Source organism: Rhizobium sp. PRIMUS64 (assembly GCF_023006465.1).
In the GTDB taxonomy this organism is placed as follows: Bacteria; Pseudomonadota; Alphaproteobacteria; order Rhizobiales; family Rhizobiaceae; genus Rhizobium; species Rhizobium leguminosarum.
Map to the genome: position 1 here is coordinate 44,953 of NZ_JALBGX010000022.1, position 13,774 is coordinate 58,726.

General features: G+C 61.0%; 12 protein-coding genes. 9 read left to right on the top strand and 3 right to left on the bottom strand.

What is annotated here, in order from left to right; all coding sequences use genetic code 11:
* Positions 1 to 127 precede the first annotated feature (127 nt).
* Both MOV76_RS12010 and MOV76_RS12015 read right to left on the bottom strand, forming a co-directional pair.
* A complete protein-coding gene (locus MOV76_RS12010) occupies positions 128 to 2,215 on the bottom strand; it encodes an ABC transporter substrate-binding protein (protein WP_247264592.1) in 2,088 nt (695 codons plus the stop codon).
* 122 nt (positions 2,216 to 2,337) lie between these two features.
* The gene (locus tag MOV76_RS12015) at positions 2,338 to 3,804 is read right to left on the bottom strand and encodes an alpha-glucosidase/alpha-galactosidase (RefSeq protein WP_247264593.1); all 1,467 of its coding nucleotides are present in this window, start codon (positions 3,802 to 3,804) and stop codon (positions 2,338 to 2,340) included.
* A 244-nt stretch (positions 3,805 to 4,048) separates the two neighbouring features.
* Between MOV76_RS12015 and MOV76_RS12020 the strand changes: the two genes are divergently transcribed.
* A complete protein-coding gene (locus MOV76_RS12020; protein WP_080763963.1) occupies positions 4,049 to 4,891 on the top strand; it encodes an AraC family transcriptional regulator in 843 nt (280 codons plus the stop codon).
* A gap of 25 nt (positions 4,892 to 4,916) precedes the next feature.
* Here MOV76_RS12020 and MOV76_RS12025 read toward each other — a convergent pair whose 3' ends face one another.
* Positions 4,917 to 5,978, bottom strand: a complete 1,062-nt coding sequence (locus MOV76_RS12025; RefSeq protein ID WP_018448856.1) for a class I SAM-dependent methyltransferase — start codon at positions 5,976 to 5,978, stop codon at positions 4,917 to 4,919.
* 268 nt (positions 5,979 to 6,246) lie between these two features.
* On the opposite strand from MOV76_RS12025, the gene MOV76_RS12030 reads away from it, so the two are divergent.
* The 8 genes from MOV76_RS12030 to MOV76_RS12065 all read left to right on the top strand — a co-directional run bounded on the left by MOV76_RS12030 (position 6,247) and on the right by MOV76_RS12065 (position 13,765).
* Positions 6,247 to 6,567, top strand: coding sequence for a helix-turn-helix domain-containing protein (locus MOV76_RS12030; protein WP_130719139.1), 321 nt, complete (start codon positions 6,247 to 6,249; stop codon positions 6,565 to 6,567).
* Positions 6,568 to 6,570: 3 nt separating this feature from the next.
* Positions 6,571 to 6,831 carry a hypothetical protein gene (locus tag MOV76_RS12035; protein WP_025397793.1) on the top strand — a complete coding sequence of 87 codons (261 nt, stop codon included), beginning with the start codon at positions 6,571 to 6,573 and terminating at the stop codon, positions 6,829 to 6,831.
* Between the two features lie 9 nt (positions 6,832 to 6,840).
* Entirely contained in the window at positions 6,841 to 7,080 is a 240-nt protein-coding gene (locus MOV76_RS12040) for a hypothetical protein (protein WP_112908555.1), read from the top strand.
* A 100-nt stretch (positions 7,081 to 7,180) separates the two neighbouring features.
* Entirely contained in the window at positions 7,181 to 7,348 is a 168-nt protein-coding gene (locus MOV76_RS12045) for a hypothetical protein (RefSeq protein WP_373689368.1), read from the top strand.
* A gap of 103 nt (positions 7,349 to 7,451) precedes the next feature.
* Entirely contained in the window at positions 7,452 to 10,013 is a 2,562-nt protein-coding gene (locus MOV76_RS12050; protein WP_247264594.1) for an FAD-dependent oxidoreductase, read from the top strand.
* 428 nt (positions 10,014 to 10,441) lie between these two features.
* Positions 10,442 to 11,422 carry an HlyD family secretion protein gene (locus MOV76_RS12055; protein WP_247264595.1) on the top strand — a complete coding sequence of 327 codons (981 nt, stop codon included), beginning with the start codon at positions 10,442 to 10,444 and terminating at the stop codon, positions 11,420 to 11,422.
* A gap of 1 nt (position 11,423) precedes the next feature.
* Entirely contained in the window at positions 11,424 to 12,632 is a 1,209-nt protein-coding gene (locus MOV76_RS12060; RefSeq protein WP_130719142.1) for an ABC transporter permease, read from the top strand.
* A complete protein-coding gene (locus MOV76_RS12065) occupies positions 12,629 to 13,765 on the top strand; it encodes an ABC transporter permease (protein ID WP_182565540.1) in 1,137 nt (378 codons plus the stop codon). The genes MOV76_RS12060 and MOV76_RS12065 overlap by 4 nt, the downstream gene beginning before the upstream one ends.
* The last annotated feature ends 9 nt before the right edge of the window (positions 13,766 to 13,774 follow it).

The window sequence follows — 13,774 nt, forward strand, 5'->3', positions numbered from 1 at the left end:
CGGCCGGCTTGTTGGTCATATCAGGCCGCGCGCCACGCGCGGCCTGAATCTCACTTCAGCTGGGAGGGAACTCTCCAGCGTCGCATCACATGCGACGCGCTTTAGCTTTGTGTCCTGATGACAGGCATCAGTTAATCGGGCCCTTTTCGCCGGGCTTGCCGGGCAGCTGTTCGGGGAACAGCTCGTATTTGCCCTGCTTGTCCGCAGCCACCCACAGGCGTTCGCGGATCACCGAATCTTCAGCCCAGTTGAACATCATGATCGGCGTACCCTGGGGCACGTTGGAGAACCGCTTGTTGACGATCAGCGCGCCGGGATATTCCGTCAGGCCGACGGTGTTGACGTGTTCCGTCGAGATCTTCTGATACTGCTTCATCAGATCGACGCGCTCGTCGTTGTTCTGGCTCGTCCTGAACTTGTTGACGACGTCGACAAGCTCCTTTTCGAAGGGCATCAGATCGAGCTGGTCATCCTTGCCGGCGCGATGGTGCCAGCTAGTGCGCGGGCCGACCGGGGCAAGCTGTTCGGTGTTCTGCACCACCGACGACAGTTCCGTCGTGTTGCGCTGAATCAGCCAATCAAAGCGGCCGGCATAATGGGCGTCGTCACGCTTGGCCCCATCGAGCGCGTTGATGACGATCTTCAGCCCGAGTTTCTCCATCTGGCCGACGACACCTTCGGCAAGGCTCTTGTCGGTCGTGTACTGATTGTTGATCAGCATGACGATTTCGACATCCTTGCCACCGAGCGTCCCGGCCGGAAAGTTCACGATGCCGTTGCCGTCGGTGTCCTTGAGACCGGCTTTGGCGAGTTCCGCCTTGGCGCCCTTAAGATCATAAGGGTAGTAAACGGTCGAGTTGCGGTCGTAGAAGCTGGTGCCGGAGGAGAGCCCACCGGGATAGATCGCGGTGAACGGTCCCTTGACCAGCGAGTCGCCGATTGCCTTGCGGTCGAGCGCCATGGTGACGGCCTTGCGGAAGTCCTCGTTGCGGTTCAGCTCGCGGATCGCCTCACCGCGCTCGTCCGGGTTGCCCCAGCCGTTGGCGGAGAAGTTCATGCGGAGATTGTAGCCGATGAGACGCGGGCCGAAGGCAAGGCGGGCGGGCGCCGTCTTCTCCGCGGCACGCTTCAGCGAGGCGACGAAGTTTTCCGGCTGCTCGAGGTTCGAGAAGTCGGCGGATCCTGCCACGGCCTGGACGTCACGGTCGGCCCAGGTCGAGAGCTTGTAGTGCAGCTCATTCAGATAGGGCAGCTGATCGCCCTTCTCGTCGACCTTCCAGTAATAGGGGTTGCGGCGCATGACGATGATGTCGTCCGGGCGATATTCGACCGGTACCCAGGCGCCCATGACCGGCATGTTCATGAACTCGGGCGGGAAGGCGTTCTTGAACTGGTCGTAGGTGTTCTTCGAATATTTCGGATGCTTCGACTTCAGGATGTGCGAGGGACCCGGGCAGAAATTCGGGTAGGACATCGTGTAGAGATATTGCTTCGGGAAGGCCTCCTTGAAGGTCCATTCGACGGTGTAATCGTCGACCTTCTTCAGCGTCGTCCCGGCGCCGAAGGCTTCCGGCGATGCGCCGCCGCCGAGCGGCGAGACGTTCGGGTCGATGACTTCGTCGTCCCAGTAGAACATGATGTCGTCGGCATTGAACGGCGCGCCGTCTGACCATTTGGCGCCTTCGATCAGGTGCATGGTCAGCTTATGGCCGTCTTCGGACCAGTCCCAGCTCTTGGCGAGGTTCGGCAGCGGCTCGGTGTCTGAGGCCTGCACCTGGAACAGCGGCGCGGTGCGTGTCAGGCATTCGGAAAGGCCGATATCGATGCCGCCCCAGCCCTGCGTCTGGCCGGCGCCGTAGTTCCAGCCTTCCGGCCGGCCGCCGATGACGTGGCGCATCGTATCGCCGTAGACACCGATGCCGTCGGGCATATTGCCTGTCTTGAAGACCAGCGGCTCCTTCGGCAACCGATCCTTGACCGGCGGCAGCTTGCCGGTGGCGACGAAATTCTTCGTGACCCAGTCCGGCTCGTGATATTCGGGCAGCGCCTTGAACTCCAGGATGGAGTCGCGCGCGACATAGTTGATCTTGCCTTCGGCCGGAAAGTCCGCCGGCGCCGGTGGAACGGTTGGCTCGGAGGCATAAGCACTCAGCGCCGCGGCTGAGACGCTGAGCGCCAGTCCGGCCATAATGCCTGCGTTGCGGAAATTCATCATCGTTTCTCCCTCTTGTTCCGGAGCGCAGTCACGCGGCTCCTTTTCCTCGAACGACATGAAAGCGGGCCAGACGCCATGGCCTTCCCTCCCGGAAACCCATGGCAACCCATCCTTCATAAAACTTAGACGGCCTGTTTCAGTGCCGCCTTTTCCGCGCGCAGCTCCTCGATCGAGCGAACGTTGCGGCGTGCGGCCCCCGCCCAGTCGCGGGTCTGCACCTTCGATTTCGACAACCGTTCCTTGGCGGCCGGCACGGCGTCGGCATATTGCGGCAGCCAGCGGGCCTGGGCAACGACCATTTCGTCGACCATCTGCCAGACCTCTTCCGGCGTCGAGACGGCGCCGACCAGCGGATCGTGCAAAACGGCAAGCTTCAGAAGGTCGATGTCGCCTGATATGGCGGCATGCACCGACATGCGCTGGACGTTGATGGAGGAAATGCAGGTGGCGGCGCAGGCTTCCGGCAAGGTGACGCCGGAGACCATATTGATGCCGAAGCGGTCGACGAAGCCGGGGGATTCGATGATCGCATCGGACGGCAGGTTGGTGATGACGCCGTTATTCTTGACGTTGAAATGGCCGCGATAGACCCGGTTCGTTTCCAGCGCCTCAAGGATATGGCTGGCATGCTCGTTCGAGCGCTTGGCAGGATTGATCGGCTTCGAGCCCGATTCGAGGAATTGCGGATACTCCGTCTCGAACCAGTTGCGCGTTTCAGTGGAATGGCGGAGATAACCGCCGGTCTCGCCGTGGATCCAGTCGGACATGTCGATCCAGCGGGTGATCTCATCCGGCCGCTTGCGGTACCAGGGCAGGTATTCCGAGAGATGGCCGTTGCTTTCGGTGGAATAGACGCCGAAACGCTTCAGCACGTCGATGCGCAGTTTCTCCTGCTGCGAAAAAACGGGATGCGCCTCGAAGGCGGCAATCAGCTCGTCCTTACCAATCTTGCGGCCGTTGAGGCGAAGATCGATGAACCAGGTCTGGTGGTTGATGCCGGAGCAGATGTAGTCGAGCTCGCTCACTGACTTCGCGCCGAGCACTTCGGCGATCTGTTCGGCGCCATGCTGGACGCCGTGGCAGAGACCGACTGTATCGACCTTGCCGTATTCGATCGCCGCCCAGGTGTTCATCGCCATCGGGTTGGCATAGTTCAGGAATTTGGCGCCGGGCTCGGCCACCTCGCGGATATCCTTGCAGAAGTCGAGGATGACGGGGATGTTGCGCTGGCCGTAGAGAATGCCGCCGGCGCAGATCGTATCGCCGACGCACTGGTCGATGCCGTATTTCAGCGGAATACGGATATCATCCGCATAGGCCTCGAGACCGCCGACCCGAACGCAGCTGATGATGTAGCGCGCGCCTTCCAGTGCCTTGCGCCGGTCGGTCGTCGCCGTCACTTTCGTCGGCAGCCCGTTCGCCTCGACGACGCGGTCTAGGATCGCCTTGATCATCTCGAGATTATGTTCGCTGAGATCCGTCAGCGCGAATTCGATGTCGCGAAACTCCGGAACGCACAATATATCGGTGAACAGCTTCTTGGTGAACCCGACGCTGCCCGCACCGATGATAGCGATTTTGAAACTCATGATCTTCACCTCGATCCAATCGAATGCTAAGGAAAAGAAGGCCATGGAGGATCGGGCCGCATGCGGACGCATGTGGCTGAAAACGCCGTAAAATCTGCCCTTTTTCCTCCCGGCCGCTCTGTCGGCCGTGGTCTCTTCCTCTTGTCGAGCGGGATTATGCCCGAAATCGGCAGGGCGACCAGAGAAGGATTATGCTTTCAGGGGTAATTTTGTGCTGCAGGATTTGATCGCCAACGGACAGTCGATGAGGACGGTTTCGCTGCCCCGGGGCCGCCAGCGGCTACACGCCATGCCGACCAGCGCCGGATACGAAGTGCGCGAGAACGAGACCTATGACTGGGATGGCCGCCGGCGCGGCCAGACCCCCTTCACCGTGCTGCAGCACACGATCAGCGGCAGCGGCAAGCTGCGCTATCAAAACCGCAACTATCGCCTTCAGGGCGGCGACACGCTGCTCGTTCTGGTGCCGCATAATCATCGCTACTGGCTGGAGAAAGGCGACCGCTGGGAATATTTCTGGATTTCGATGAATGGCGAGGAAACGCTGCGCATCCACCAGATGGTGCTTTCGACCGCCGGCCCGGTGCTGAAACTGCAGCCTTCGACCATCGATCATCTCGCCGACTGCAGCCTGCGCCTCGTCAAGGGCGCAACATCGCCGGGTGCTGCCTCGGCGATTGCCTATGAAGCGGCGATGGCGCTCTACGACGACGTCTTCGGCTCGCCGGCCTTTGCCGCCGAGCTCAGTGTCATGCAGCCGGTGATCGACCATATCAATGCCAATCTCGAAAAACCGCTACCGGTGAGCGAGCTTGCCGGCATTGTCGGCCTCAGCCGCGCGCATTTCTCGCGCAGCTTTGCCGAGAGCGAGGGCATGCCGCCGGCCGAATTCGTCCTGCAGCAACGCCTGCAGCGCGCCGTCAAGCTTCTGACCAAGGCAGACTTCCTGCCGGTCAAGGAAGTCGCCATCATGTGCGGCTTCGAAGACCCCAACTATTTCTCCAAGGTCTTCCGCCGCGTCTATGGCACCAATCCCACCGAATTCCGCACGACGGGCATGTATGCCAGCATCGGCAAGCTGAGATAGCTTGCCGCCTGGCAACCCAGTTGCGTCAGGCGCGCACCTCAAACACCATGTTGAACGGGGTTTCCGTGGCGCGACGGAAATGCGTGAAGCCGGCGTCGAGCGCGACCTTTCGAAGTTTCATTTCTCCCGCCTGCGCGCCGAGCCCGAGCCCCACCTCCTGGGAGAGCGATGCCGGCGTGCAGATCATCGTCGACGCGCCATAATAAACGCGGCCGACCGGGTTGAGATTGTCCTTGAGATGGTCATTGGCAAAGGGCTCGACGATCAGCCACGTCCCGTTCGGCCCAAGCGTTTCCTTGACATGCCGGCCGGCGCCGACCGGATCGCCCATGTCGTGAAGGCAGTCGAACATGGCAACCATATCATAGCCGCGCCCCGGAAATTCCGCAGCCGACCCCTGCTGGAAGGTCACGCGGTCGGCGACGCCGGCATCCTGGGCAGCAGCCTTTGCTCTTTCGATCGACGGGCCGTGATAGTCGAAGCCGGTAAAATGGGAAGCGGGATAGGCCTGCGCCATCAGAATGGTCGAGGCCCCATGACCGCAGCCAACGTCGGCGACACTGGCGCCGGCCTTGAGCTTTGCCTCGACCCCGGCAAGAGCCGGTATCCATTCGTTGACGAGATGGCTGTTATAGCCCGGGCGAAAGAACCGCTCGGTGCCCCGAAAGAGGCAGGTGCTGTGCTCATGCCAGCCGAGACCCTTGCCGGTGCGGAAGGCATCGGCGATCTTGGGTTCGTCCATCCACATGGATTGGACGACCTCGAAGGCGCCGACGAAAAAGGCGGGGCTGTTTTCCTCGGCGAATACCATCGCCTGCTCCGGTGTCAGGCTGAAACGATCCGTCTTTTCATCGTAAGCGACATAGTCGGCGGCCGCCTGGGCGCTCAGCCATTCCCTGAGATAGCGCTCCTTTATCCCGGTTTTCGTGGCCAGATCCTGGACGCTCATCGGCGTTCCGTCGGCCATCGCCTTGAAGATTCCGACCTGGTCGCCAAGCACGACCAAGGCACCTGACATGGCGGCGCCGACGTCACCAACAAGACGACCGACGAGTGCATCGAGTTTTTGCATATCTGGCTCACGCATTGTTACCTCCCGGGTGCGTGATAAGGAAAATCTAAATTAGACTGTAATAATATTCAGTCAATCAATCTTCCCCTTCGCCAGATGAGCGTCGAGTATTAGTGGTCGGCAGACTATTCCAGGGAGATCGCAATTCTCGGAAAGGCGAATGTAAAATGATTCAAAACGCCCTATTCCGTCATGCGCCTTCTCGTCATCTCTTGTCTCGAGATTACATTTTTTATATAATCTGTCCGAGGCAGAATCACACTTTTGATGCAAGGTTATTGTTTTGTGCCTATCTTCCGCTCAATGCCGCGCTGCTCGCGCCCTTTTGGCATGGTCTCAGGACGATCTCTCGTCAGCTTCAAAAGTCGCCAAAGCGACGATTGCGAATTTCGAGGCCGGAAAGCGCTCCCCCTACGAACGAACGCTTCAGGATGTGAAGCACGCCCTGGAAGGCGGCGGGGTTGTGTTCATCCCTGAAAATGGTGGAGGTGCGGGCGTTCGCCTGGCAAAACGCGCGGATGCGTCGATCGACACGAATGAAACCGAGACGGTTCAATATGAAGAATATCTCAAAAACGAGGCACCGCCCGGTGCAGGTGGCTGAATGATGGCAAAGAAAGAGAAGCTCGAACACTCCGAACTGGCGGGAGAATTCACCGACGACGGGATCACCGTGCTCGTCGATATCTTCCGCACATCCGGCAGCAATGAAGACTGGACAATGGAGGTGGTCACGCAGGCGGAGGATCTGATCCGCTGGGACGAGCCATTTGCCACTGACCGGGATGCCTTCGACGAATTCCTGGCCGTCGTTGCCCGCGACGGCATTCGATCGTTTCTCGAAGATGAAGAGCCATCCGTGCATTGAGGGTATCCCGTGAAAAGCATCAATGATCTCGTCGCATCCGCGAAAACCGTCTGCGATCGATACCGGGCCGGGCGGATGGAACGCGAAACCGTGCGGGAATGGGTTCTCGGGCTCGGCGCCTATCCGCCGCCCCATGGTGACCGCGTGCGGGAGGCCGCAGAATGGTTCCGCTTGCACAATCGCGAGCCTGTTTCCGAAGACATCATGCTCGTGGACATCGACCGGCTTGCGGCGATTTCAGCGCCGTGATCCCCGGGCGTGCGAGCGGAGGGGCCAGTTGCGAGGGCTCGCCCATATCCGATCTTAGCCACGCATTGCCTGACCATTCGATGCGGGATGGATCGCAGCAGTGCCGGCGCGGTTTTGCGGTTGCCTCGCCGCCTCGATCCGGACTGGCGCAATTACGCCGGTACTAGGCGGCGTAGGACCAATGACGATCAGGAGCCTTATGCATAATACCCTCATCGCAGCTTCCATGCGGAGCGGTCTGGGGGTTCCGCAGCTTCGGCAAATGTGACACTCCTTACGCGGCTGACATGGCTCCTGCATCGCGCGCGCGAAGCGTACGTCACGCGCGGCTAGGTAATTTTTATTCGTGCGATAAGTAGAAGGAACAGCACGTGGCAGCATTTCCGGAAAAGGCAAAGGTCGTCATCATCGGGCTCGGCGGTATCGTCGGCGCCTCCATCGCGCATCATCTCGTCGAGCGGGGATGGGACGATATCGTCGGCATCGATAAGTCGGGCATACCGACCGATATCGGTTCGACAGCCCATGCCTCGGACTTCTGTTACACCACGAGCCATGACTATCTGTCGGTCTGGACCACGCAATATTCGATCGATTTCTACGAGAAGATGGGCCATTACGCCCGCATCGGCGGCCTAGAAGTGGCGCGTACCGGCGATGATGCCTGGATGGAGGAAATCAAGCGCAAGCTATCCTCGGCACGCGCTTTCGGCACGCGCGCCCACTATGTCAGCCCTTCCGAGATCAAGGAGAAGTTCCCGCTGATCGAGGAAGATCAGGTGATGGGCGGCCTTTACGATCCGGATGCCGGCCTCGTGATCCCGCGCTCGCAGACCGTTGCCGGCAAGCTGGTCGATGCCGCCGAAAAGGCTGGCAAGCTACAGGTGTTCGGCAATACCCCGGCGAAGTCGCTGATCGTCGAAGGCGGCCGCATCAAGGGCGTCGTCACCCATCGCGGCACGATCATGGCCGACCACGTCATCGTCTGTGCCGGCCTCTGGGGGCGCCTGATCGCGGAGATGGTCGGCGAAGACCTGCCGGTGATGCCGGTTGACCACCCGCTCACCTTCTTCGGTCCTTATAACGAGTTTGAAGGCACCGGAAAGGAAATTGGCTTCCCGCTGCTGCGCGACCAGGGCAACTCCGCCTATATGCGCGATACCGGCGACCCGGCGACCACGGAGGGCGGCCAGATCGAGTGGGGCTACTACGAAGCCACCAATCCACGCATGTGCCATCCGCGCGATCTTCTCGAAAAACACGAGGCGCGCCTGTCGCCCTCGCAGCGCGACCTCGAGATGGAACAGATCATCGAGCCGCTCGAGCGAGCCATGGAATTGACGCCGATCCTCGGCGAACTCGGCTATAACGAAGGTCACTCCTTCAATGGCCTTCTGCAGGTTTCCGCCGCCGGCGGCGCTTCCTGCGGCGAGAGCCAGAAGGTGCGCGGTCTGTGGTATTGCGTCGCCATCTGGGTCAAGGACGGCCCAGGCTATGGCAAGCTGATCGCCGACTGGATGACCGACGGACGTACTGAAATCGATCACAACAGCATCGACTACGCCCGCTTCTATCCGCATCAGTTGACGGAAGAGTTCATTGAGGGCCGCTGCTACGAAGCCGCGCAGAAGATTTATTTCCCGGCTGTTCACACCCGCGAACCCTATGCATCCGGCCGCAACGCCAAGCGCTCGCCCTTCTACGAGCGCGAAAAGGAGCTTGGTGGCTACTTCATGGAACTTGGCGGCTGGGAGCGTGCGCACGGCTACGCCGCCAACGAGCACCTTCTGGAGAAATACGCCGACCGCGTCCCGGTTCGCGAGAACGAATGGGACAACCGCCATTTCTGGCGCGTGTCGAATGCCGAGCATCTGGCGATGAGCGAGGATTGCGGCATCGTCAATCTCAGCCACTTCCACATGGTCGACATCGAGGGTCCCGACCATGTCGAACTGATGGAATGGCTGTGCGCTGCCAAGGTCGGCGGCGATGCCAACATCGGCAAGGGCATTTATACCCACTTCCTCGACGACGAAGGCATGGTGCGCGCTGACTTCACTGTCTTTCGCATGGCCGACCGCTGCCGTCTGGTCAACGGCGCCGATGCCGGCCCGCGTGACCTGCATTATATGAAGCGGGTCGCCCAAGACCGTGGCCTCGACGTGATCATCACCGACGTCTCGGAGAAATTCGTCACGATCGGTATCTGGGGTCCGAACGCGCGCGACACGCTGAAGAAGGTTGTCGCCGATCCGGCCGGGCTCGATCAGGAAAACTTCGCTTTTGCGGCAATCAAACCGATCGAAATTGCAGGCAAGCCTGTCACCGCCTTCCGCATCTCCTATGTCGGCGAGCAGGGCTGGGAACTGCACATGAAGTACGAAGACGGCCTCGCCGTCTGGGATGCGCTGCGCTCGACCGGCGTGATGGCCTTCGGCGTAGAGACCTATGCAAACTCCCGCCGCATGGAAAAGAGCCTGCGCCTGCAGAACGCCGACCTCCTGACCCAGTACAACCTGATCGAAAGCGATCTCGCCCGTCCGAAAGTCAAGGAAGCCGATTTCCGCGGCAAGGCGAAGCATCTGGAATACAAGGCGCGCGAGCACCAGCCGGCCATGCTCTGCACGCTTGTGATGACCGAGAATACCGACAAATCGGGCGTGAAGCGTTATCCCCTCGGCAACCTGCCGGTTGTCGATCCCGCCACGGGAGAAGTTCTGGTCGACGAGCTTGGCCGTCGGTCCTACACGACTTCGATCGCCTACGGCCCAACGGTCGGAAAGAACATTGCCTTGGCCTATCTGCCTTGGTCGCATTGCCAGGTCGGACGCAGGCTGAATGTCGAGTATTTTTCCGAGAGCTATCCGGTGGAGGTAGTCAGCGTCGGGTACAAGCCGATCTATGACCCAGAAAATCTGAAGCCGCGCACCTAAGCGCATCGGCCCCGCAAATCGGAATCGGTTTTCGGAAAGCACGATGCGAGGGTTGAAAGTGTTGCAGCGTCCTTTGCGCGTCTTAAACCACGCGCGGCGCTGTAAGCACCTAAGCGCTTGTGGCGCCGCAAGCACGGGGACGCCACAAACATCAGGTTGAGCCGCTTGCCCAGAAACAACGAGAAATCTCGCAGTTCGTGCCACTCCGTTGTGTGGGGAGTGTGCACGTCACCCGAGATTTCGAACAAGACAAAGACGTACGGGCGAGGCCCACGCTCTCCCGCGGGTAAAGGTTGCAAGACTGTTACCCAACAGACCGGTTGTCACATAGAAACAGTCATTTGACATCTCTCCAGCGACCGGCAATGTTGACCTACCAGTCTTCCAAATGCATCCGGGCGACGTCATTCGGCAAGGGAAAGTGGGTCATGACAGCTTCCAGAATTCTTCGGCCGGTGATCGCCTTGGCGGCTCTGGCAGCACTCGGCATTCTGCTCTGGTTTGCAACACGCCCGCCACCACTGATCGTCCAAGGCGAGGTCTCAGCCAATCGGGTCGATATCAGCCCGCGTGTTTCCGGCCGCATCGCCAAGCTGAATGTCGATGTCGGGGATAACGTCGAGACCGGCGCTGTCATCGCCGAGCTTGAAAGTCCTGAGCTGACGGCCGCCCTTCATATGTCGCAAGCCGCCCTTTCCGTTTCGCAAGCCGATCTTGCCCGCGTCAATAGCACGCGTCCCGAGACGATCGATGCTGCCAACGCCGAACTTGCTGCGGCTGCGGCGGATGTGACCCTCTACCAGGAAGAGTCTGCGCGTCAGGCCAGGCTGATCACCACCGGCGCCTCGACCCAGGCTCAGGCGGACCAGGCGGCCCGCAATCTTGAAGCAGCGATCCGCAAGCGTGAATCCGCCGAGGCCAATGTGCGGCTGGCGGTCGCCGGCTCCAGCAAGGAAGAGAAGGCGCTTGCCGCCGCGCAGGTGGAACAGACGCGCGCCTCGCTGGATCAGCAGCAGGTCAACGTTTCCGAGCTGACGATCCATGCGCCGATCTCCGGGCAAGTCACGACGAGGGTTGCCGAACTCGGTGAGAATTTCAGCGCCGGTGCGCCGCTCTTTTCGATTATCGATCTCCAGAACCCCTGGTTCACGTTCAACCTGCGCGAGGATCTGCTGAAGGGCCTGAAGGTCGGGGACAATTTCGATGTCGTGGTGCCGGCAATCGGCCCCGATAAGATCCCGGTCAAGGTGACCATGATCAATGCACAGGGACAGTACGCGACCTGGCGGGCGACGCGGGCGACCGGCGATTTCGATCTCAGGACATTCGAGGTGCGCGCCGTTCCGGTAAAAGCCGTGGACGGCTTGCGGCCCGGCATGAGCGTCATTGCCGCCTGGTCGGAGCGTTGAAATGACGCCGCGCGGGCGCATGCACCCGGGTTTTATTCTCGTCTTCACACGGGAGTTCCACTGGTTTCGCCGCCGGCCCTTCCTCTTGTTCCTGACGACGGTCCTGCCGCTGCTACTGATGGGGCTCCTGGCCGCGGTTTTCAGCGCGGGTCTGGCAACCCGCCTGCCGATCGCCGTGCTCGATCAGGACGGCACCGATCTGTCGCGCCAGATCATCCGCATGGTCGATGCCAGCCAGGATACGTCGGTCGAGCTTGCCGTCAGCGACCTCGCCGAAGGCCGGCAGCTCATCCTCTCCGGCGAGGTTCACGGCCTGCTGATGCTGCCGCGCAATCTCGAGCGCGACGTGTTGTCCGGCCGCCGGCCGGAGGTGGTGTTCTTCTACAACACCCAGACGATGACGACCGGCAATCTGGTGGTGCGTGGCGTCAACGCCGCCGTACCGACAGTGGCTGCAGGCATCAGATTGTCGTTGCGCACGGCTCAGGGAGAGCCGGTCGACGCCGCACAGGCCGCTCTCGCTCCCGTTCCGGTACAGGTGAACCCGCTCTTCAATCCCACCCTCAACTATGCGCATTTCCTTCTTGCCGCTCTGATGCCCAGCGTCCTGCAGGTGGTGATCATCACGACGATGGCCTATTCGCTCGGCCTCGACGTCGAGAGCCGCCACCGGCTGCGTATCCTCCGACGGCTGGGCGGCGGGTTGGGGCCGGCGCTGGCGGGCAAGATCCTGCCTTATACGCTAATCTTTCTCGCCGTGCTCGGCATCGCCGATCTGGTCCTCTTCGACTTCCTCGACATGCCGCTGCGCGGCAATCGCTGGCTGCTGCTGATGGCCGGCACCCTGTTCATCCTGGCAAGCCAGTTCATCGGCGTGCTGCTGGCGCTGTTCCTGCGGCCGATGGCAAGCGCCATCAGCATCGGCTCGCTGCTCGCCGCGCCCGCCTTCGGCTTCATGGGCATCGGTTTCCCGAGGATAGGCATGAACGACTTCGCCTATTATTACGGCCAGATGATCCCCGGCACATGGTACCTGATGGCAAGGATCGACCAGACGATCCGCGGCACACCGCTCGATCTATCGTGGAAGCCGATCCTGGTGCTGCTCTTCCTCGTCGTCCTGCTTGCATCCGTCACCGTGCTCCGGCTGGAGGCGATAAGATCGAGGAACAGACGCGAGCCATTGGCATTGCGGGAGGCCACCCGATGAACGGCGTGCTGACGACCTGCCGCATCGAATTGCAGCGCATCCTGTCGTTGCGGCCGGCATTCTCCGTGCTCATTCTGGCAGCCTGCATCTATGCCGCCCTCTATCCCCAGCCCTACCGGGGCGAGGCCCTGCGCGACGTGCCAATCGCACTCGTCGATCTCGACGGCACCGACAGCAGTCGCCAGTTCGCCCGCCGCGTCGATGCCTCGGCCGATGTATTCATCGGCGCCGAATTGCCCGACGAGCCAAGCGCCGAGCGCGAGGTCTTCAGCCGCCAGCTCTACGGCATCCTGGTCATCCCGAAGTATTTCGAGCGCGACCTGCTGCATGGACGACCCTCGCCCGTGGCGCTCTATGCCGATGCCAGCTATTTTCTGATTTATTCGCGCATCTCCGGCGGCGTCTCGGCCGTCGCCAAGACTTTCGGCGCCGAGGTCGAGACCGCAAGACTGGTCGCCATGCATGTCGACCCCGCCGTCGCCGCTGCAGCCTCCGACCCGATGCCACTGACGACGGTACCGCTCTTCAACCCTCAGGGGGGTTATGCCACCTATCTCCTCCCCGCCGCCTTCGTTCTCCTCCTGCAGCAGATGCTCCTGATCGGCGTCGGCCTGCTCGGAACGCTGCGAAACGACCGGCTCGCCGACTCGCCGGCCGGGGCTCTCGCAACCGTGCTCGGCAAACTGCTCGCCTACCTCATCCTGGAGGCGGTGGTGCTGCCCTTCTATCTGATCGTCCTGCCTTATCTCTACGACATTCCAAGGCTCGGGGGACCGCTTACCATCTTCGCCGTCTCGCTGCCCTTCGTGCTTTCCGTCAGCGCGCTCGGCATGGTCGTCGCCGCACTCTTCCGAAGCCCCCTCACCGTCCAGCTGGTGTTCGCGGCGATCGGTATCCCCTTCCTGTTTCTCGCGGGCTTTTCCTGGCCGACCGAGGCGATGCCGAAGGCGCTGCATTATCTGGCGCTACTGGTTCCCAGTAGTTCCGCCATCAACGGAATCGTATCGGTATCGCAACTGGGTGCACCGTTGAGCGACGTCCGCACGCCGTTTCTGACGCTCTGGGCGCTGGCGCTATTTTACGGTTGCCTCGCGGTCGGATTGGAAGTCAGGATGCGGCGAAGCCACCATTAGAATTCAAGA